Consider the following 19,519-nt stretch of genomic DNA (forward strand, 5'->3'; position numbering starts at 1 on the left):
GCCAGTGTTTACGGATGAGCGCTCGCGCGCCACTGTCCGGGGCCGGGGTGGAACGGGGTGCGGGTGTTGCGCCAGTAGGTGGCCCAATTGCTGGCTCGGCCCGGGTCGGGGGCCGGAGCCGGTACGGCGGCGCGGGCGGCGACCACCGTGATCAGAGCGGCAAGCTCTTCGGGCGTCGGGTTGCCTTTGGCAATCTTGATCGTGGTCACAGCGGGATGTTCCCATGCTTCTTCGGGGGCAGGGTGTCGCGTTTGGTCCGGAGGAGGCGGAGGGCGCGGACGATCTCGGCGCGGGTCTCGCTCGGCTTGATGACGGCGTCGATGTAACCGCGTTCGGCCGCGATGTACGGGTTCGCGAGGTGGTCCTCGTACTCGGTGATCAGTTCCTGGCGGCGGGTCTCGACGTCCTCGGCCGCGGCGAGCTCGCGGCGGTGCAGGATGTTGACCGCACCCTGGGCGCCCATCACCGCGATCTGCGCGGTCGGCCAGGCGATGTTCATGTCGGCGCCGAGGTGCTTCGACCCCATCACGTCGTACGCGCCGCCGTACGCCTTCCGGGTGATCACGGTGATCATCGGCACGGTCGCCTCGGCGTAGGCGTAGATCAGCTTCGCGCCGCGGCGGATGATGCCGTTCCACTCCTGGTCGGTGCCGGGCAGGAAACCGGGTACGTCGACGAACGTGAGGATCGGCAGGTTGAACGCGTCGCAGGTGCGGACGAACCGGGCCGCCTTCTCGGACGCGTCGATGTCGAGGGTGCCGGCGAACTGCATCGGCTGGTTCGCGACCACGCCGACCGGGCGGCCCTCGACCCGGCCGAAGCCGACGATGATGTTCGGCGCGAACAGCGTCTGCACCTCGAGGAAGTCGCCGTCGTCGACGACCGCCTCGATCGCGGTGTGCATGTCGTAGGGCTGGTTCGGTGAGTCCGGGATCAGGGTGTCGAGCGCGAGGTCGGTCTCGGTCACCTCCAGATCGCCTGCGTCGTACAGGGCGTCGTACACCGGCGGGTCTTCGAGGTTGTTCTGCGGGAGGTGACCGACCAGAGCCTTGACCCACTCGATCGCGTCCTCCTCGTCGGAGCCCAGGTAGTGCGCGTTCCCCGACTTGGTGTTGTGCGTCCGGGCGCCGCCGAGCTCCTCCTGCGTGACGTCCTCACCGGTGACGGTCTTGATCACGTCCGGACCGGTGATGAACATGTACGACGACTCGTCGACCATCACGGTGAAGTCGGTGACCGCGGGCGAGTAGACCGCGCCACCGGCGCACGGGCCCATGATCAGCGAGATCTGCGGGATCACCCCGGACGCGCGGACGTTGCGGCGGAAGATCTCGCCGTACAGGCCGAGGGAGACCACGCCTTCCTGGATCCGGGCGCCGCCCGAGTCGTTGATCCCGATCAGCGGGCAGCCGATCTTCATCGCCAGGTCCATCACCTTGACGATCTTCTCGCCGAACACCTCGCCCAGGCTGCCGCCGAAGACCGTGAAGTCCTGCGCGAACACGCACACCTGACGGCCGTCGATGGTCCCGAACCCGGTCACCACGCCGTCGCCGTACGGGCGGTTCGCGTCCAGCCCGAAGCTCGTCGAGCGGTGCCGCGCGAACTCGTCCAGCTCGGAGAACGAGCCCTCGTCCAGCAGGAGTGTGATCCGCTCACGCGCGGTCTTCTTTCCGCGGGCGTGCTGCTTCTCCACCGCGCGCTCCGACCCGGCGTGCACGGCCTCGTCGAGCCGGTGCTCGAGGTCCGCGATCTTCCCGGCGGTGGTGTGGATGTTCACGGTCTCTCCCATGAACGCGCAGCCTACGCGCCAGTACGCCGTACCGCCTGTGACGTCGCTCGCAAGCGGCGTACTGAACCGGTCCGGCGATAGGTTCCGCAGGTGGCTGACGGAGTAGTCGACAAGCTCGTCCAGAAGGTCAACCAGCTCGTCGTGCTGGACAACGTCGAGGGCGTGTCCTCGCTCCGGCGTGGTCAGACGCTCGACTTGAGCGCCGGGCAGGTGGAGATGCTCCGGCCGCTCGCCGACAACCTGGACCTCCGGGACGGCTCGCTGCCGGTGAGGACCAGGTGCTGAAGCGGCTCGTTGCCGCCGGCCACGGTGCGGCCGCGCACGAGGCGGCCGGGATGCTGCTCGAGGCGCGAATGGATTACGCGCGGCTGCCGGAGGGCAGCGGGCGGGGATTCATCGGCAGCTGACCAGAAGCATCGAGGCGGGGTTCGCCGTACGGGATGTGCAGCGGGCCGCGGCGCGCGAGCTGACCGAGGAGCTGGAGTGCACGAGTTCCTGCAGAAGATCGACTACTGGGAGGAATCCATGGAACCGCAGCCGACTCCGTCGCTGGACGAGGTCCGGGCCATCGTGGCGCGGGGACTCGTGTCCAGAGTCGAGCATCATGCCCGGATACAGACCGATCTCCCGGACAGCCAGGTGGCGTCGCCGCCTGCCGCGACGGCCGCCGCAGCCGAGACGATGGTGATGACGTCGACGATTCCCTTCGAGAGCCGGCCGGCTGCCACCGCCGCGACCGCGACCATGCTCACCGAGGGCTTCGACGAACTGCCCACCCTGATGGACGCGTGGAGAGCGGACGGCTTGGACGCGCGGAGCGAGGCGAAGGTGTACGGCGGCACGCTCGGGGACCGCACGTTGGCAGCAGTCCGCGGATTCGAGCTGCACCCGCCGGACGCGCAGGCTACCGAGCCGAACCGCGTCTTCGGGACCGATCCAGCGATCCCGCCCCTCGGCCGGGTCCAGGCACCCACGGGGCAGACGCGCCAGGGCGACGGCGCCGCCGCAAGCTCCCGGAACAAGGGATCTGACGGCCTCGTCCGGTGACTTGGATCTACAGGGGGCCGGCGCTGAAGAGTTTGGGGAGGCGGGCGGCCCGGGCCAGGTCGCCGTGGACCGAGAGGCGTTGTTTGAGGACGGCCAGGACGGGGTCCTCGTTGCCGGTGACGATACGGAGCAGGGTGGTGGGGTCGGTGCGGATCGTGATGTCCGGGGGAGTGGGGCGTGGGGACACGAGCGTGCACCGGCCGTCGTGGACGCGGAGCCAGTACTCGTCGATCGAGTCGGGACGTCCGGCCCCGCCCGCGCCGGTGATCTGCCAGCTGATGACAGCGTCGAACCCGGCGGCTCGGGCGGGTCGGAGGTACTCCGGCATCCGTCGAAAGATCTCGCGCAACGCGACCTCTCGCACACCCCCGATGAGTCGATGCCGAAGCTCCCGCTCCGACGTCCGGTCCACCAGCCGGGCGAGCTCACTCGCGTCCAGGGCGGTGAGGCCGTCGGACTCGAGCCAGCCGGCACTGCCTCGATCGGTCATCGACCACCCCCGCGGCAGTTCGCGGAACACTTTCCGAACAGGCGAGTGTTCCTACCAGACCGTAGGAATTTCCTACGATGGGATAGCTTTGTCAAGTGGTCGAGGACGCTGAGAGACGCCGGCGCGCGCCGCACCTCGGTCCGGAGCGTCGCCGCCCGCTCATCCTGGACGCCGCGCTCGAGGTCTTCTCCGCGAAGGGGTACGCCGGGACCACGATGCAGTCGGTCGCGGACGCGGCCGGGGTCACCAAACCGGTGGTCTACGACTGCTTCGCGAACCGTGACGAGCTGCTGCTGGCCCTGCTCGCCCGCGAGGAGCAGCACCTGGTCATCTCGATCGTCTCCGCGCTGCCCGCCGACCCGAGCGTCGGCACGACGGAGGAGCACGTCCTCGAGGGCCTGACCGCGTTCCTCACCGCCGTCGCCAAGCAGCCCCAGTCGTGGCGGATCGTCTTCGGCGCGCAGTACGGCGCTGCACCCGTCGTCGCCGAGCGGGTCCTCGCGGCCCGCGCGTTCCTGGTCGAGAGCCTGCGCCTGACCCTGGTCAAGTCCCTCCCGGGGGTCACCGACCCGGACGCCAACCTCCCGGTCCTGGCCGAGCTGCTCGCCTCGATGATCGAGGCCTGTGCCCGGATGCTCGTCACCGGCGCCACCGACCGCTCCCCGGCCGACCTGGCGCGCACCGTGTCCCAGGTGGTCGGCGGCGGCTTCACGAACGTGTGAGGTTCAATGTCCGACACAGGTTGCGTTCGCCAGCATCTCAATGGAGTTCGAGCGAGTTACCGCGTAACGCAGTTGATGATGGGCTTAGTCTAGCCCAGACGCTGAGCTGTCGACTGAACATCAGATAGCAGCGTCTTCCAGCTTTCTAGCTCGGTTATAGGCCCCTGTCGGTCGAGGCGCTCTAGCAGTTGTCGTCGATGTTGTGTAAAGCGCTGCGCAACCCGGTCTCGCCGCCTTCCCGTGGCAGCCGCCGCGTTCAGAAGGCATTCCTTGAGCCTCTGCTTCGGGTCCGGGAGTCGCTCAACAGACCTTTGGGCAGGGAGGTTGATCGGGTGCTTTCCGTTAGGATTGCCGGCTACGTGTCTAATAGCGGACTCGTCTAGAAGAATCCACGCCTCCGTCATCCGAATAGGTATGACGGGTAGGACAGGTGAGGTCAATCCTGTCGCGGACAATGCTGATTCGATCTCGCTTCGGCGCTTCTTGGCTCCCGCGTTGTCTGCGTCGCGATGGACGACCACAAACGCCGGAGCTTCGCCCATTAGTTTCATGCCGGCGCGCACCCGCGATTCGATGTCGTGTGAGACCCCACCGAGCCGCATAAAATCTACCGGTGACAATCTCACCGGTAGATTGATGTCTACAAATAACGCTGCGACCAACTCGGAAATTGGTAGATCGGAGGTGCCTTCGCAAATGAACAGTCCGCTCGGGATCGTGGCCATCAACCGACCATCCCGAGTGGTAAGTGCAATTGCGCTCCAGGTGGGGCTGCGAGATACGCGACCACGTCAGCCTCTGAGAATGTCGTCTGGCCCTCGGTTGCGCGCCAGGAGCCTCGATAGGGAAGGAGGGTCAGAGCATTGGTTACGGTCCCGTCTGGACTGCGCCGCGGACTTGACTCCGCCAGGAGTAGATCTGCGGGGTGGCATAGCTGAACGACTCCTGGGGCGTGGGTGTTGATGATGACCTGTCGGAACGGGTTTGTTGAACTTGGAGACTCGGTTGGGTCCACTGCAAGATCGCGAACGAGTTGTACCATCGCGGGAAGATTTGCCGGATGTATGCCGTTCTCAGGTTCCTCCATGCAGATGAGGCCGGTGAACGTTGGATCCTCCAGTAGTACACACAGAGCGAGGAAACGGAGTGTTCCCTCTGAAAGTGCCCGCGCTGGAAGTCTCAGTCCGCTCCGTTCTCTTAGGAACAGGGTAAAGACCTCTCGGACCTGGTCGAGTTCGACCTGAAGGTCTCGGACGCTAACGCCAGATAAGTCCGACAGTCGATCCGCAACCATTGCATAGACCGCCGCTGTGTCTGGTGCGTCTGCAACGGCAGGATCGTTCGCTATTCGATACAAGGTTGCAGCGAGATGGCGTCCATCCGCTTCGAGCGTCCGCGGATCAGAGAACCCATCAGGGGCCCGCAATGCCGATGGCTCGAGTGCGAGTCGTCGCCAGCTTTGCATCTCTCGGCGTGCGGCGAGAATCGTCGGATAATCATTGGTTGTCACAGTGCTCAACACTGTGCGTCCGGCGCGGCCGGCGCCGCGTGGCTGCGGTCGACCCCGACTTCCGCCGTCGCCATGGACATTGATAACAGTTCCGCTGTCTCGTAGTTCAGTGGAAAGATACGCGCCGCCGCGACGCTCTCCAAGCACAACGGAGCTTCTGAAATTCTTGGCACTGTGTGGAAACCTAAGATGCTTCGGCGCATCTCCGCGGTTGATATGCCTAAGCTCCTCGCGCTCCAATGTTAGTCGTCCAACACTACCTTCACCTTCGGCGAGCAGATATCCAAGCGTGAGCTCATATCGAAGGAACGTCGTAGTTGCTTCAGCAGGTGCACCTAGATCGTCCTCAACTTCCGCAGGCACGATCATCTCGACGGCGAGTGAAATCTCGCGCGGATGCTCCCGGTAGCCGTCCCAGAATAGATCGCGCGGATCGCCTCCCCGCGTTCCGACCGAGCTGCGAACTCGCTGCGATGCGTCAACCAGCGAGTCAGTTGCGAGATAAGAAAGGAACTCGATTGCATCGAAGACATTCGATTTCCCCATGCCGTTCGCGCCTGCTATGCAGGTGAACGGGCCGAAGTCGATGTTGACATCAAGCAGGTTCTTGAAGCCTTTGATCTCAAGCCGGGTGAGCATGGCAGCAGGCTACAGCCGCTAACTCCGCGGCTGTGGACTAGCGAGCATCGGAGGGCTAAGAGAGCGGCGGACAGGGAAGAACGACGGCGCGTTGACAGCAGCAACGAAGTCTGAACGACGTACGTGAGCAGTGGGTGCGCGACCCTGTCCCACCTACTGTGAAGTAGCTGGGTGTGCGGTCACGATCCGCTTCCAGTGGGCGGACGCTCTGAGGCGTTGGCGGGTGTCCGCCGATAGGGTGGGCGAACGTGACCGAGACCGGTAGTGAGACCCGTACCCGCGCGCGGTTCGAGGTGCCTGAGGAACTCAGGGCCGACGTCCGCCTGCTCGGCGAGATCCTTGGCAAGGTTCTGGTCGAGTACGCCGGTCAGCCGCTGCTCGACGACGTCGAGAAGTTGCGTGAGCTGACCATCGCCGGTGACGGCGCCGCGGCCGAGCAGTTGGTCGCGTCCTGGCCGCACGAGCGGGCCGAGGACGTCGCCCGTGCGTTCACCTGCTACTTCCACCTGACGAACCTGAGCGAGGAGCTGCACCGGGCCCGCGTTCTGCGTGAGCGCGACCGCGCAGGCAGCGAGGCCGTGGTGTCCGAGCTGGCCCAGGCGGTGGAGCAGATCACCCGTGACAGCGGCGAGCAGCAGGCCCGTGCGCTCCTGAACGGCCTGGAGTTCCGGCCGGTGCTGACCGCGCACCCGACGGAGGCCCGGCGCCGCGCCGTCCTGGCGACGATCCGCCGGATCAGCTCGCTGCTGGACGAGCGCCACGACCCGCGGGCCGGTGACAGCGACCTGGCCGAGAACCGTCGCCGCCTGGTCGAGCAGGTCGACGTCCTCTGGCGTACGTCGCAACTCCGCACCAGCCGCCCCTCGCCGCTGGACGAGGTGCGCTCGGCGATGGCGGTGTTCGAGGAGACCCTGTTCAACGTCGTCGGCAACGTGTACCGGCGGCTCGACGACGCCCTGGCCGGTGACGAGGCCGGGAGGCGGACGCCCGTGGTGGCGCCGTTCGTCCACCTGGGCTCGTGGATCGGCGGCGACCGCGACGGCAACCCGAACGTGACCGCGGCGATCACCCGGGAGGCCATGCAGATCCAGGCCGACCACGTCCTGCGGGCACTCGAGCAGGCCACCGACGCGCTCGGCCGGGCCCTCACCCTGGATGCTGCGACCACGCCGCCGTCCGCTCCGGTACGCCGCATCCTGGAGGACGCCCGCGCGGTCAACCCGGAGCTGATCACCGACATCGAGACGCGCTCGCCGGCTGAGCCGCACCGGCAGCTCCTGCTGCTGGCTGCCCGTCGGCTGGCCGCGACCCGCGCCCGCGACGCCGACTTCGGGTACCCGCGGGCCGCTGACTTCCTGCACGAGCTCAAGGTCCTCCAGGACTCGCTGGTGTCCGCTGGTGCGCCTCGCCAGGCGTACGGCGAGCTGCAGCAGCTCATCTGGCAGGTGAACTCGTTCGGGTTCCACCTGGCCGAGCTGGAGGTCCGCCAGCACTCCTCGGTGCACGCCAAGGCGCTGGAGGAGGTGCTCGGCGGTGGCGAGCTGTCCGACCAGACGGAGGAGGTGCTCGCCACACTCCGGGTGATCGGGCAGATCCAGCAGCGCTTCGGCCCCGAGGCCTGCCGTCGGTACGTCGTGTCGTTCACCCGCAACGCGGGCGACCTGGCGGCTGTCTACGAGCTGGCCGACGCAGCGCTGGACGGGCGTCCGATCGAGCTGGACGTCGTACCGCTGTTCGAGACCGGTGAGGACCTGCAGAACTCGGTGGAGGTGCTGGACAACGCGATCCAGCTGACCCGGGTCCGGCACCGGCTCACCGCGAACGACCGGCGCTTCGAGGTCATGCTCGGGTACTCCGACTCCGCGAAGGACGTCGGCCCGGTGTCGGCGACGCTGGCGCTGTACGACGCACAGGCGCGGATCACCGCGTGGGCGCAGCGCAATGCGATCCGCCTGACGCTGTTCCACGGCCGCGGTGGCGCCCTGGGACGGGGCGGTGGCCCGGCGAACCGCGCCGTACTGGCGCAGGCTCCTGGCTCGGTGGCCGGGCGGTTCAAGCTGACTGAGCAGGGCGAGGCGATTCCGGCCCGGTACGGGAACGCGGCGATCGCGCAGCGGCACATCGAGCAGGTGACTGCGGCAACGCTGCTGGCGTCGACGCCGGCAGTGGAGGAGCGGGCCCTGGTCGCGGCCGAGCGGTTCGCTGTGGTCGAGAAGACGCTCGACGAGGCAGCGCGTACGGCGTACCACGGGCTGGTGAAGGCTGACGGCTTCGCGGAGTGGTTCAGCACGGTGACGCCGCTGGAGGAGCTGGGCCAGCTGCCGCTCGGGTCGCGGCCTGCCAGGCGTGGCGTCGCGGTGTCGTCGCTGGAGGACCTCCGGGCGATCCCGTGGGTGTTCGCGTGGTCGCAGGCCCGTGTGAACGCACCTGGGTGGTACGGCCTCGGTACGGCGCTTGCCGCTGTCGGTGACGTCGACCTGCTGCGGGATGCGAACCAGAACTGGCCGCTGTTCCAGGTGATGCTGGAGAACGCGGAGATGTCGCTGGCCAAGACGGACCGGCGCATCCTCGGCCGCTACCTGGAGCTGGGCGACCGGCCGGACCTGACGCAGCGGATGCTGGACGAGCACGCGCTCACCACCGAGTGGGTGCTCAAGGTGCTCGACCAGGAACGCCTGCTGCAGGGACGGCGTGTCCTGGGCCGTGCGGTCGAGCTGCGCAACCCGTACGTCGACGCGCTCAGCTACCTGCAGCTGCGGGCACTGCGGACGCTTCGCACGGATGACTCCCTGGACGAGCAGCAGATCGTCCGTACTCGGCGACTGCTGTTGCTGACCGTTTCTGGCGTTGCTGCCGGTTTGCAGAACACCGGATGAGCTTCAGCGACCTGGAGCGGCCCCCGCTGGACGAGCAGTTCCTGCGGGGGCGGTTGGTGCGTCCCGGTGCGCTGTGGACGCAGATCGACGTACTCGCGGAGACGCCGTCGACAAATGCTGTTGTGGCAGCTGCGGCTGCAGGTGGTCAGCCAGAAGGACTGGTCGTGGCCGCTGAGTACCAGTCGTCCGGTCGCGGGCGGCTGGGGCGTACCTGGACCACACCGCCGCGCTCTGCGTTGCTGATGTCCGTTCTGCTGCGTCCGATCGCCGTTGAGGCGTCGCGGTGGCCGTGGCTGGGGCTGCTGGTCCCGCTGGCGGTGGCTGCGGCGGTGCGGCAGGTCGGTGAGATTCCCGCGCAGGTGAAGTGGCCGAACGACGTACTGGTCGAGAACCGCAAGCTCGCCGGCATCCTGCTGGAGCGCGTCGAAGGACCCGCTGCCGTGATCGGCATCGGTCTGAACGTGACGCTGCGCGAGTCGGAGAAGCCCCACGAGGCAGCCACGTCGCTCGCCTTGGAAAAGGCGGCGACGACCGACCGGGCCACCGTGATGGCAGCGGTACTTCGTGAACTCGCGTCTCGCTATCAGTCCTGGGTCGACGCCAACGGCGACCCGGCCGTCGTCCTCCCGGAGTACCGCGAACTGTCCGCGACCCTGGGGCAGTCAGTGCGCGTGGAGCTTCCCGACGGCACTTTCCTCGAAGGAACCGCCCGCGACCTCGCCGACGACGGCCGCCTGATCGTCGACACGAACGAAGGCCCCCGGCCACTAGCAGCCGGCGACGTCACCCACCTGCGAACTAGTGCGTGAAGATCTTGGCTGCGGTGATGAGGGTCTGGATTACGCCGTAGCCGAGGAGTACGGCGACCAGTAGCCAGGAGATCACCAGGCGCGGGGTCTGGTTCATCGTGCTGCCTCCACCGTGGAGTCGGATTTCTCATGGAACCGCTCGGAGACCGGGCGGATCAGCAGGTTCGCGACGAAGCCGACGGCCAGTACGCCGACCATCGTGAACAGCGCGGGTGGAGACCGGCGAGATGTACCCGATCCCGAGGCCGATGCCGCCGATCACGCCGTACCCGAGATAGACCAGCCAGAGCTGGCCGGTGCCGATGCCGAGGGCACCGACCAGGAACCCCGTCGCCCAGAAGCAGGCGGCGACGAACATCGCCTTGCGTGGTCCGTTGCGTTCCACCCAGGTGCCGCCGACGGCGGCGGACAGGCCGAGCATCACGATCGCGATGCTGAACACCACGCCGACCGCGGTCTGGGTGGTGTCGAAGTGCTTCACCATCGACGTCTTGTAGACACTGGTCGCGTACGCCTGGCCGATGCACAGGTGGACGGCGAGCGCGGCCGGCGGGATCAGCCAGCGGCTGTACCCCGGCGGTGCGACGGTGTGCTCCCGGTCGAGAATCGACAAGACTGCCATCACGGCTCCTTCTCGTCCCCCAGCTGACAACCCCTCGCGCATCCTGGCTCACTGTATGCATTTTGTGAAGTGTTAAACCATCTTTTCCCGAACGTGTCGGGAGAGGACAACCGAACCCGGGACCTGTGAGACTGGGCCCATGGCGATCTCGGCGAAGTTGTTGGGTGAGGACGAGTACGTCGTCGTCAGCACCCGGACGCACTGGAAGGCGCTGATCGGGCCGGTCCTCCTGCTGCTGGTGGTGGCGGGCCTGGGCGGCTTCCTGGCCGCGATCGTGCCGTCCGGGTCACTGCAGACCCCGGCCCGGATCGCGATCCTCGCGGTCGGCGTGGTGGTCGTCGCGACCTTCGCGCTGAAGCCGTTCCTGAACTGGTTCTTCTCCACGTACACGATCACCAACCGGCGGCTGATCACCCGGCACGGCATCCTCACCCGGACCGGCCGGGACATCCCGCTGATGCGGATCAACGACGTGTCCTACGAGCACGGCCTGGTGGACCGCATCCTCGGCTGCGGCACACTGCACATCGAGTCTGCCGGCGAACGCGGTCAGGTCGTGCTCCCCGACGTACCGCATGTCGAGCACGTCCACCTGCAGATGTCCGACCTGCTCTTCGGCGGCCCCGAGGGCAGGCCCGGCGACGGCATCCTCGAGGACGAGCAGCCCCCCGAACACTTGCGCCGGCGTCCCCAGCAACCCCAGCAACAGCCCCGAACCGACGACGGCGACACGATCTTCAGCTCGGACGACAACCGCTAGATCGACCGGGATGGCTCAGCCGAAGAGTTCCGATCCGTGGTGGGTGTCGACCCACTCGCGGACCCGGTTGGCCGTGACTCTGGGCGCCGGGCTGCTCGCCGCGGTCGCGATCGGGCTGACGGCCGGGTGGACCTACGCACCACTGGCCGGCTGGGATCTCGCGGCGCTGCTGTTCGTCGTCTGGGTGTGGCTGACCATCCGGCGGATGGACGCGGCCGAGTCCGGCGCGCACGCGACCAGGGAGGATCCGGGCCGGGCGCTCACCGATCTGATCCTGCTGGTTGCCGCGGTCGCCAGTCTGGTCGCAGTCGGCTATCTCCTCCTGCAGGCGTCCGGCGCCGACAGCGTCGAGCGCAACCTGATCGGCGGATTCGCGGTCGCCAGCATCGCGGTGTCCTGGTTCACCGTCCACACGATCTACGCGCTGCGGTACGCGCGGCTGTACTTCGTGGAGGAGCAAGGTGGCGTGAACTTCCATCAGGACGCTCCACCGGACTACCAGGACTTCACGTATCTCGCGTTCACCATCGGCATGACCTTCCAGGTCTCGGACACCGAGCTGGAGGCATCCGAGATCCGGCACACGGCCCTGCGGCACGCGCTGCTGTCCTACCTGTTCGGCGCGGTCATCCTGGCCGGCACGGTGAACTTGGTCGCCGGCCTCGGCACCGGTGGTTAGAAGACCTCCAGGCTGACCGGTGCGGTCGGCCAGTGGAAGGCTGCGGTGGTCCGGTTGAGCGTGCCGGGGGTGTGTTCGGTGACGTGGCCTGTTGGTCCGAACTCGGCGAGGGGGCGGCCGCCGAGGTAGGCGGCGCCGAGGGCGGCGATCGACAGGGTGAGGTCGGCGGGGGCGTCGGTGCGTTCGCAGGTGACCGAGGACTCGTCGGCGGTCAGCCGGAAGTGGCCGGTGTTCGCCTCGAGGAGGTCGTCGGTCACGTCGAGGACGACGTCGACGGGTACGGCGTACTGCCGCTGCTGGAGCGCCCGTGGTACGTCGGTCACGCGCAGCCACAGGGACTCGCCGACCCGGCGTTCGAGGGCGGTCGGCGTGCTGACGAGCTGCTGCAGCGGCTCGTCCACAGCGGCGTACCCGTAGCCGAGCTTCGCGCTCAGATCCATCGTCAGCAGGTGCTGCCACAGCGCCCGGTACGCCGTCGTGTCCGGCGCGACGAGTTCCTCGACGAGCACCTCGTTCGCCGGGCCGGTCGCGACCCAGTTCATCTTGCCGCGCCACAACGCGTACCCGTTGATGGTGCCGGCCTCGTCGCGGTGCACCAGGATCTGGCGCGGGGTCCGCCCGTTGCGGTCGTCCGGCTTGTCCTCGAGGTGCTTCTGCCAGCGCAACTCCGACCGCCCGGACACCCCGGGGCGTTGCTCCTGCGCGCGACGCAGTACGGACGGCAACTCCTTGAGGGCCTCGTCCACGGTCAGTACGCCGAGCGCACCCGGACGGATCCGGTCGTTGGTCGGGCCAACGCGATGCAGGTCGACCTCGTAGTTCGTGCCCCACGCGGCCGCGCCGTACCCGAACCGCCCGTAGATGACCGGCTCGCTCGCCCACAGCACCGCGATCGCTTCCGGCACCTCCCGCAGTTGCCGCCGCATCAACCGGGACAGCACACCACGCCGCCGGTACGTCGCCCGCACCCCGACCCCGGTCACGTGGGCGGCGTCGACGACCGCGCCGGGCACCGACAGGTCCCGGGTCAGCGCCCTGGTCGTCCCGATGATCTCGTCGCCGTCGGTCGCCACCAGCGTCCGCTCCGGCTCGAACAATCGCCTCGCGAGCTCGTCCGGTGTCGCGTCGAACATCATCGCGTCACCGAACACACCCGAGGCGGCCTCGTGCTCGTCGGCCCGCGCTACCCGCACCTCGAAGTCAGTCACCACGGCATCTTCACATGCCCTACCGACAACAGGAGAGGATCAAACCCAGATCCGCACGGTCAGCGAACGACGGGCAGGTCGCCCGTGGACTCTCCGTCGAGTTCGGCGGGCGAGTCCGGGGTCGGGGAGTGCTCGGCCTCGTCGAGGGCGATCTCTTCCCGGAAGACGAACTTGCGGTAGGACCAGAAGCGGAACAGGGTGCCGAGTCCGAGGCCGATGAAGTTGGCCGCGATGTTGTCGGACAGCCAGCTGTGCAGGTCAAGGACGTACCGCGAGAAGGCCAGGCAGCCGGCCGCGATCAGCAGGCCGATGCCGTTCAGTACGAAGAACAGCACGTACTCACGGTGCAGGCCGGAGCGCTCCCGGTGCCGCCACGTCCAGTACCGGTTGCCGAAGTACGTCACGATCGTGGCGACCGTGGTCGAGATCAGCTTCGCGGTCAGCGGCTTGTGGTGCAGCATGCCGACACCCGAGTCGGCGAGCACCAGCGGGTTGTTGAAGACGAGCCAGTTGTAGATCGGCAGGTCGACGACCAGACCGAGCAGACCGACCAGACCGAACTTGGCGACTTCGTGCACCAAGTGCTGGAACTGGCGGTACAGCGTGGTGACGAGCTTCAACGGACCTCGGGACCTTCTGTGATCACACCGCGACGGGAGGGCAGCTTCCCACGGTACCCGGCGACCGGTCCGACCCCGAAATCGCCCGCGTGCCGCGACAGCCGCCGTACGCCCGATGATGTATGGACATTAGGCTCCAGCCTGTGAAGTTCGATCGCAAGGATCTCCCCGTCGGTACCCCCGTGGTCGGCATGGTCGGCGGCGGGCAGCTGGCCCGGATGACCCAGGAAACAGCCATCGCCCTCGGCATCCAGCTCCGCGTGCTCGCCGAGGGCGCGACGGTGTCGGCGGCCCAGGCGGTCGCGGACGCACCCGTCGGCGACTACAAGGACCCGGAGACGGTACGGCGGTTCGCCGCGCAGTGCGACGTGGTGACGTTCGACCACGAGCACGTCCCGACCGACCTGCTGCACTCGCTCGAGGCGGACGGGATCGCGGTCCGGCCCGGCCCGGACGCGCTCGTGCACGCCCAGGACAAGGCCGTGATGCGCGCCCGGCTGGACATGTTCGACGCGCCGGCGCCGGCGCACCAGGTGGTCGGCACGCCCGCCGACGTCGCGGACTTCGCCAAGCGGGTCGGCGGTTTCCCGATCATCCTGAAGACCACCCGCGGCGGGTACGACGGCAAGGGCGTGTGGTTCGTCGACGGCCCCGAGGACCCGCAGATCGCGACCGCGTTCGGCAGCGGCGTACCGATCCTGGCCGAGGAGAAGGTGGATTTCGTCCGTGAGCTGTCCGCGATCGTGGCGCGCTCGCCGCACGGGCAGGCGGTCGCGTACCCGATCGTCGAGTCCGTGCAGCGGGACGGCATCTGCGTCGAGGTGACCGCGCCCGCACCGGGTCTGGCGCCGGAGCGGGCCGCCCAGGCGCAGCAGACCGCGCTGCGGATCGCGGGGGAGCTCGGCGTGGTCGGCATCCTCGCGGTCGAGATGTTCGAGGCGCGGGACGGGCGACTGCTGGTCAACGAGCTGGCGATGCGCCCGCACAACACCGGGCACTGGACGATCGACGGCGCGGTCACGTCCCAGTTCGAGAACCACCTGCGCGCGGTGCTCGACCTTCCGCTCGGTTCGCCGGCCGCGCGGGCGCCGTACACGGTCATGGTCAACGTCCTCGGCGGCGACGTCGAGGACATGCACCGCGGCCTGCTGCACTGCATGGCGCGCGACCCGGGCCTGAAGGTCCACTTCTACGGGAAGTCGGTGAAGCCGGGGCGCAAGGTCGGCCATGTCACGGCGTACGGCGACGACCTCGAGGAGACCCGCGAACGCGCCCGGCACGCCGCGGCGTACCTGACCGGAACCATCGACGAATAGGAAACTGCAGTGATTGGCATCGTGATGGGGTCGGACAGCGACTGGCCGACGATGAAGGCCGCGGCCGAGGTGTGTGCCGAGTTCGACGTGCCCTTTGAGGCAGATGTGGTGTCCGCGCACCGGATGCCGGCCGAGATGATCGACTACGGACGGTCAGCGCACGAGCGGGGGCTCAAGGTGCTGATCGCCGGTGCCGGCGGGGCCGCGCACCTGCCCGGGATGCTCGCGTCGGTGACCCCGCTGCCGGTGATCGGCGTACCGGTGGCGCTCAAATACCTCGACGGGATGGACTCGCTGCTGTCGATCGTGCAGATGCCGGCCGGAGTGCCGGTTGCGACCGTCTCGATTGGGAACGCTCGTAATGCGGGGTTGCTCGCGGTCCGGATCCTGGCCGCCTCCGACGAGAAGTTGCGGGACCGGATGATCGCGTTCCAGGAAACTCTCGCGGAGTCGGCACGGGCCAAGGGCGCTACGGTACGTGATGGGGCGGCAGAGCTGCGTAAAGGCTGAGGCGGTCACTGGCTTTCCACAGGAGGGGGCGGGTAGTCATGAGTTCCCACTGGTTGTCGTCTAAGGTCGTCGATCGTGACTCCGCCCACTGACTCGGACACGCAGCGCATTCCGGCCCGCTATTGGATCTGGCTGTTCGGCGCTGCCGTGTCCCTCCTTGGCGATCTGACGATGAGGTTTGCCATCGGCTGGTCCGCCACTCGCCACGGGGGCAGCGTCGCCGGCCTCATCCTGTTGCTCGCCGCCGCCCCGCGAGCTGTTCTGCTGCTCGTCGGTGGCGCGATCGGCGACCGGTACGGCGCCCCGCGGGTGCTGCTGGTGAGCTGTACCGCGATGTTCCTGGTCACCGCGGCCCTCGTCCCGGCCACTCTGGCGGCCGGCGAACCCGTGTGGTTGCTGGTGATCCTGGCCCTGGTGGTCGGAACGATCGACGCGTTCTTCCTGCCGTCGTCACGGTCGATGCCGCGGCTGCTGGTGCCGCCGGCGCAGGTGCCGAGGGCGCTCGCGAGTTTCCAGGTGACGGGTGTGGTCTTCGCCGTCACAGGCACCGCGGTCGGCGGCCTCCTGGTGAGCTGGTCCGGACTCACCGCGGCGGGCGGTTTCGACGCCCTGACTTTCGGCGTGATGATCATCGTCCTGATCCTGCTGCGGAAGACGATCGCGCCCCCCGGCCGGATGCCGGCCGGCATGCTTCGCTCGATCGGCGCCGGCATCCAGGTCGCCTTCGGCCGCCCGCTCACCCGGGCGCTGCTGATCACGATGACGGTTGCGGCTGGTCTACTGATGCCGCTCGACGCACTGCTGTTCCCGCTGCTCGCCCGCGACCACGGGTGGAACGCCACGACCGCCGCTCTGCTGGTCGCCAGCCGGAGCGTGGGAGTCGGGGTGATCGCCCTCCGGATCCTGATGCGGGGCGCGTTTCCCCGGCCGGGCATGTTCGCCGCGCTCGGACTCCTGCTGGCGGCTGCCGGACTCCTCGGCCTTTCGGTGCTCGACCCGCTGCCGTTGACGTTCGCCGCCGGTGTGCTGAGCGGGATCGGCGTCGGAATGTTCACCGGTCACGTGCTGCCGCTGCTGATGAACTCGGTGGAGCGTGAGTTCCAGTCCCGCCTGCAGTCGATCGTCGTGCTCTGTCAGAGCCTCGCGATCATGGTGGCGAACCCGCTGCTCGGCAGCCTGGCCGATGTGACGGGCATCGGCATCACCGGAGTCTGCCTGGGCATTTCGGTGGCAGCGACGATCACCGGATGCGTCGTACTGACCCGCCCGGTTCTCCGGACGGCAACGGTCTCTTAAGGCCGGCCCGGCGCCCGGTAGGTCCAGCCCGCGGCGCGCCATGCGTCGGCGGCGAGGTTGAGGCGGGCGTCGACGACGACCGGGTCGGTGACGACCGGCTTCAGCGCGACCGGGTCGAGCGCGCGGAACTCGGGCCACTCGGTCAGGTGCAGTACGGCGTGCGCCTCGCGGCACGCCTCGACCGCGGTGGGGGCGTAGCGCAGGGTCGGACGCACCTTGCGGGCGTTCTCCATCGCCTCCGGGTCGTACACCGTGACGTTCGCGCCGTGCAGCTGGATCCGCCCGGCCACATCGAGGGCGGGCGAGTCGCGAACATCGTCCGTACCGGCTTTGAACGCGGCGCCGAGCACGGTGACGTTCTTGCCGATCCACTGGCCGCCGAGCATCTCGTGGGTCAGGTCGACGATCCGGGCGCGGCGGTGGTGGTTGATGTCGTCGACCTCCCGCAGCAGCGTGATGACCTCTTCGACACCGAGCTCGCCGGCGCGGTGCATGAACGCGCGCAGGTCCTTCGGCAGGCAGCCGCCGCCGTACCCGGGCCCGGCGTTCAGCGCGCCGCGGCCGATCCGCTTGTCGTACCCGAGCGCCTCGGCCAGCTGGGTGACATCCGCGCCGGTCGCGTCGGCCATCTCGGCGAGCGCGTTGATGAACGAGATCTTCGTGGCCAGGAAGGCGTTCGCGCCGCCCTTGACGAGCTCGGCGGTCGGCAGGTTGCAGACGACTACCGGCGAACCCTCCTCGATCGGCATGGCGAACACCTCGCGCAGCCGGGCCTCCGCGGCCGCGGACTGGACGCCGAACACCAGGCGGTCCGGGTGCAGCGTGTCCTCGACGCCGTGCGCCTCGCGGAGGAACTCGGGCTGCCAGGCGATCTCGACAGCCGACCCGGCCGGGGCCTGGCGGTGCATGCGTTCCTCGACGGTCTTCGACGTACCGACCGGGACCGTGGACCGGCCGACCACCAGGGTCGGTCTGGTGAGCAGCGGGGCGAGCATGTCGACCACGGAGTAGACCTGGGACAGATCGGCCGCCTCGCTGCCCTCGAGCTGCGGGGTGCCGGCGCAGATGAAGTGCACGTCGGCCCAGTCGGCGATCTCGGTGTAGTCGCTGGTGAACCGCAGCCGGCCGGAGTCCACGTGCTTCTTCAGCAGCGGGTCCAGCCCGGGCTCGTACAGCGGTGCCTTGCCGTCGTTCAGCAGCTTCAGCCGGTGCTCGTCGATCTCGACCCCGATCACGTCGAAACCGAATTCGGCCATCCCGGCGGAGGTGTTGCAGCCGAGGTATCCGGTGCCGATCACGGCGATCCGCAGGGGGCGGGAGGTCGCTTCACTCATGTCGGGGACTCTACCCATCGTGGTTATCAGGCGGTTATCGGCTCATGTCTGGACAGTGCGCTCTTGCTCACTTTCGGCGTACGACGCCCCCCACCGGCGAGATGTTCGTCGTACTGTGTGACCCGTGAGTAACTCATTCGAGCTGTACGCGCTGTCCGAGGAGCACCAGGCGATCCGCGAGGCCGTTCGCGACGTCTGCGACGCCAAGGTCGCCCCGCACGCCGGGGACGTGGACGAGCTGGCCGAGTTCCCGAAGGCGTCGTACGACGCGCTGAAGGCCTCGGACTTCCACGCGCCGCACATCCCGGAGCAGTACGGCGGTGCCGGCGCGGACGCTCTGGCCACGGTGATCGTGATCGAGGAGGTCGCCCGCGCATGCGCGTCGACCTCGCTGATCCCGGCCGTCAACAAGCTCGGCTCGCTGCCGTTGCTGCTGTCCGCCTCCGACGAGGTGAAGCAGCGCTACCTGCCGCCGGTTGCGGCCGGCGACTCGATGTTCTCGTACTGCCTGTCCGAGCCGGAGGCCGGTTCGGACGCCGCCTCGATGAAGACGCGGGCCGTCAAGGACGGGGACGGGTATGTGCTGAACGGCGTGAAGCGCTGGATCACCAACGCCGGCGTCAGCGACTTCTACACCGTGTTCGCGGTGACGGACCCGGACGCCCGGTCGAAGGGGATCTCCGCCTTCGTGGTGGAGAAGTCCGACGAGGGCGTCTCGTTCGGCGCCCCGGAGAAGAAGCTCGGGATCAAGGGGTCGCCGACCCGCGAGGTGTACTTCGACAACGTCCGGATCCCGGCCTCGCGGATGATCGGCTCCGAGGGGACCGGGTTCGCGACCGCGATGGCGACCCTCGACCACACCCGCGTGACGATCGCCGCGCAGGCGCTCGGGATCGCGCAGGGCGCCCTCGACTACGCGCTCGGGTACGTCAAGGAGCGCAAGCAGTTCGGCAAGGCGATCGCCGAGTTCCAGGGCCTGCAGTTCATGCTCGCGGACATGGGCATGAAGATCGAGGCGGCCCGTCAGCTCACGTACGCCGCGGCCGCCCGCTCGGAGCGCAATGACAGCGACCTGACGTACTTCGGCGCCGCCGCCAAGTGTTTCGCCTCCGATGTCGCGATGGCCGTCACCACCGACGCCGTCCAACTCCTCGGCGGCTACGGCTACACCCACGACTATCCGGTCGAACGCATGATGCGCGACGCCAAGATCACCCAGATCTACGAAGGCACCAACCAGGTCCAGCGCATCGTCATGGCCCGGCAGTTGTTGAAGGGCCTCGGCTGAG

Annotated in this window: 20 protein-coding genes; 12 read left to right on the plus strand and 8 right to left on the minus strand. The window is 68.0% G+C overall.

Features of this window, described 5'->3' with window-relative positions; genetic code table 11:
* Positions 1 to 8 precede the first annotated feature (8 nt).
* Positions 9 to 209: an acyl-CoA carboxylase subunit epsilon gene (locus EV651_RS12355; RefSeq protein WP_133785265.1), complete on the minus strand. Its 201-nt coding sequence runs from the start codon at positions 207 to 209 to the stop codon at positions 9 to 11.
* Entirely contained in the window at positions 206 to 1,792 is a 1,587-nt protein-coding gene (locus EV651_RS12360; RefSeq protein WP_133785266.1) for an acyl-CoA carboxylase subunit beta, read from the minus strand. The genes EV651_RS12355 and EV651_RS12360 overlap by 4 nt, the downstream gene beginning before the upstream one ends.
* A gap of 90 nt (positions 1,793 to 1,882) precedes the next feature.
* Between EV651_RS12360 and EV651_RS12365 the strand changes: the two genes are divergently transcribed.
* From EV651_RS12365 to EV651_RS12370, 3 genes are all read left to right on the plus strand, one after another.
* Positions 1,883 to 2,077, plus strand: a complete 195-nt coding sequence (locus tag EV651_RS12365; RefSeq protein WP_133785267.1) for a hypothetical protein — start codon at positions 1,883 to 1,885, stop codon at positions 2,075 to 2,077.
* A complete protein-coding gene (locus EV651_RS42945; RefSeq protein WP_255512170.1) occupies positions 2,071 to 2,199 on the plus strand; it encodes a hypothetical protein in 129 nt (42 codons plus the stop codon). The genes EV651_RS12365 and EV651_RS42945 overlap by 7 nt, the downstream gene beginning before the upstream one ends.
* A 76-nt stretch (positions 2,200 to 2,275) precedes the next feature.
* Positions 2,276 to 2,839 (plus strand): hypothetical protein, encoded by a 564-nt coding sequence (locus tag EV651_RS12370; RefSeq protein WP_133785268.1) that lies wholly within the window; start codon positions 2,276 to 2,278, stop codon positions 2,837 to 2,839.
* Positions 2,840 to 2,846: 7 nt separating this feature from the next.
* Here the strand turns inward: EV651_RS12370 and EV651_RS12375 are convergent, their stop codons facing one another.
* A complete protein-coding gene (locus tag EV651_RS12375; RefSeq protein ID WP_133785269.1) occupies positions 2,847 to 3,329 on the minus strand; it encodes an SCP2 sterol-binding domain-containing protein in 483 nt (160 codons plus the stop codon).
* A 95-nt stretch (positions 3,330 to 3,424) separates the two neighbouring features.
* Between EV651_RS12375 and EV651_RS12380 the strand changes: the two genes are divergently transcribed.
* The gene (locus tag EV651_RS12380) at positions 3,425 to 4,051 is read left to right on the plus strand and encodes a TetR/AcrR family transcriptional regulator (RefSeq protein WP_133785270.1); all 627 of its coding nucleotides are present in this window, start codon (positions 3,425 to 3,427) and stop codon (positions 4,049 to 4,051) included.
* 724 nt (positions 4,052 to 4,775) lie between these two features.
* Here EV651_RS12380 and EV651_RS12390 read toward each other — a convergent pair.
* Positions 4,776 to 6,200 carry an AAA family ATPase gene (locus tag EV651_RS12390; RefSeq protein ID WP_133785271.1) on the minus strand — a complete coding sequence of 475 codons (1,425 nt, stop codon included), beginning with the start codon at positions 6,198 to 6,200 and terminating at the stop codon, positions 4,776 to 4,778.
* A gap of 248 nt (positions 6,201 to 6,448) precedes the next feature.
* Between EV651_RS12390 and EV651_RS12395 the strand changes: the two genes are divergently transcribed.
* A complete protein-coding gene (locus tag EV651_RS12395; RefSeq protein ID WP_133785272.1) occupies positions 6,449 to 9,076 on the plus strand; it encodes a phosphoenolpyruvate carboxylase in 2,628 nt (875 codons plus the stop codon).
* Positions 9,073 to 9,885, plus strand: a complete 813-nt coding sequence (locus tag EV651_RS12400) for a biotin--[acetyl-CoA-carboxylase] ligase (protein WP_133785273.1) — start codon at positions 9,073 to 9,075, stop codon at positions 9,883 to 9,885. The genes EV651_RS12395 and EV651_RS12400 overlap by 4 nt, the downstream gene beginning before the upstream one ends.
* A gap of 127 nt (positions 9,886 to 10,012) precedes the next feature.
* Here the strand turns inward: EV651_RS12400 and EV651_RS12405 are convergent, their stop codons facing one another.
* Positions 10,013 to 10,507, minus strand: coding sequence for a hypothetical protein (locus EV651_RS12405; RefSeq protein ID WP_238156836.1), 495 nt, complete (start codon positions 10,505 to 10,507; stop codon positions 10,013 to 10,015).
* A 139-nt stretch (positions 10,508 to 10,646) separates the two neighbouring features.
* Between EV651_RS12405 and EV651_RS12410 the strand changes: the two genes are divergently transcribed.
* Together EV651_RS12410 and EV651_RS12415 are read left to right on the plus strand one after the other, a co-directional pair.
* Entirely contained in the window at positions 10,647 to 11,267 is a 621-nt protein-coding gene (locus EV651_RS12410) for a PH domain-containing protein (RefSeq protein WP_133785274.1), read from the plus strand.
* 10 nt (positions 11,268 to 11,277) lie between these two features.
* Positions 11,278 to 11,946, plus strand: coding sequence for a DUF1345 domain-containing protein (locus EV651_RS12415; RefSeq protein WP_133785275.1), 669 nt, complete (start codon positions 11,278 to 11,280; stop codon positions 11,944 to 11,946).
* On the opposite strand, the gene EV651_RS12420 is transcribed toward EV651_RS12415, so the two are convergent.
* Together EV651_RS12420 and EV651_RS12425 are read right to left on the minus strand one after the other, a co-directional pair.
* Positions 11,943 to 13,154, minus strand: coding sequence for a GNAT family N-acetyltransferase (locus tag EV651_RS12420; RefSeq protein WP_133785276.1), 1,212 nt, complete (start codon positions 13,152 to 13,154; stop codon positions 11,943 to 11,945). The two genes, EV651_RS12415 and EV651_RS12420, sit on opposite strands and share 4 nt — an antisense overlap.
* Positions 13,155 to 13,213: 59 nt before the next feature.
* Positions 13,214 to 13,774 (minus strand): GtrA family protein, encoded by a 561-nt coding sequence (locus EV651_RS12425; protein WP_133785277.1) that lies wholly within the window; start codon positions 13,772 to 13,774, stop codon positions 13,214 to 13,216.
* 143 nt (positions 13,775 to 13,917) lie between these two features.
* On the opposite strand from EV651_RS12425, the gene EV651_RS12430 reads away from it, so the two are divergent.
* From EV651_RS12430 to EV651_RS12440, 3 genes are all read left to right on the plus strand, one after another.
* Positions 13,918 to 15,090, plus strand: a complete 1,173-nt coding sequence (locus tag EV651_RS12430; protein ID WP_238156837.1) for a 5-(carboxyamino)imidazole ribonucleotide synthase — start codon at positions 13,918 to 13,920, stop codon at positions 15,088 to 15,090.
* A gap of 24 nt (positions 15,091 to 15,114) precedes the next feature.
* Positions 15,115 to 15,600 carry a 5-(carboxyamino)imidazole ribonucleotide mutase gene (purE, locus tag EV651_RS12435; protein ID WP_133785329.1) on the plus strand — a complete coding sequence of 162 codons (486 nt, stop codon included), beginning with the start codon at positions 15,115 to 15,117 and terminating at the stop codon, positions 15,598 to 15,600.
* Between the two features lie 75 nt (positions 15,601 to 15,675).
* The gene (locus EV651_RS12440) at positions 15,676 to 16,896 is read left to right on the plus strand and encodes an MFS transporter (protein ID WP_133785279.1); all 1,221 of its coding nucleotides are present in this window, start codon (positions 15,676 to 15,678) and stop codon (positions 16,894 to 16,896) included.
* On the opposite strand, the gene EV651_RS12445 is transcribed toward EV651_RS12440, so the two are convergent.
* Positions 16,893 to 18,230 (minus strand): UDP-glucose/GDP-mannose dehydrogenase family protein, encoded by a 1,338-nt coding sequence (locus tag EV651_RS12445; RefSeq protein WP_202870292.1) that lies wholly within the window; start codon positions 18,228 to 18,230, stop codon positions 16,893 to 16,895. The two genes, EV651_RS12440 and EV651_RS12445, sit on opposite strands and share 4 nt — an antisense overlap.
* A 124-nt stretch (positions 18,231 to 18,354) precedes the next feature.
* Here EV651_RS12445 and EV651_RS12450 point away from each other — a divergent pair, with 124 nt between their 5' ends.
* Complete coding sequence (locus EV651_RS12450) at positions 18,355 to 19,518, plus strand: acyl-CoA dehydrogenase family protein (protein ID WP_133785280.1); 1,164 nt, start codon at positions 18,355 to 18,357, stop codon at positions 19,516 to 19,518.
* The last annotated feature ends 1 nt before the right edge of the window (position 19,519 follow it).

The organism is Kribbella sp. VKM Ac-2571 (genome assembly GCF_004362255.1).
Lineage (GTDB): Bacteria > Actinomycetota > Actinomycetes > Propionibacteriales > Kribbellaceae > Kribbella > Kribbella pratensis.

What these genes read in the sequence shown, in the direction of transcription:
- EV651_RS12445 (WP_202870292.1), bottom strand. Translation starts at nt 18,230, where the DNA reads ATGAGTGAAGCGACCTCCCGCCCCCTGCGGATCGCCGTGATCGGCACC.
- purE (WP_133785329.1), top strand. Translation starts at nt 15,115, where the DNA reads ATGGGGTCGGACAGCGACTGGCCGACGATGAAGGCCGCGGCCGAGGTG.
- EV651_RS12410 (WP_133785274.1), top strand. Translation starts at nt 10,647, where the DNA reads ATGGCGATCTCGGCGAAGTTGTTGGGTGAGGACGAGTACGTCGTCGTC.
- EV651_RS12405 (WP_238156836.1), bottom strand. Translation starts at nt 10,507, where the DNA reads ATGGCAGTCTTGTCGATTCTCGACCGGGAGCACACCGTCGCACCGCCG.
- EV651_RS12415 (WP_133785275.1), top strand. Translation starts at nt 11,278, where the DNA reads ATGGCTCAGCCGAAGAGTTCCGATCCGTGGTGGGTGTCGACCCACTCG.
- EV651_RS12360 (WP_133785266.1), bottom strand. Translation starts at nt 1,792, where the DNA reads ATGGGAGAGACCGTGAACATCCACACCACCGCCGGGAAGATCGCGGAC.
- EV651_RS12400 (WP_133785273.1), top strand. Translation starts at nt 9,073, where the DNA reads ATGAGCTTCAGCGACCTGGAGCGGCCCCCGCTGGACGAGCAGTTCCTG.
- EV651_RS12375 (WP_133785269.1), bottom strand. Translation starts at nt 3,329, where the DNA reads ATGACCGATCGAGGCAGTGCCGGCTGGCTCGAGTCCGACGGCCTCACC.
- EV651_RS12390 (WP_133785271.1), bottom strand. Translation starts at nt 6,200, where the DNA reads ATGCTCACCCGGCTTGAGATCAAAGGCTTCAAGAACCTGCTTGATGTC.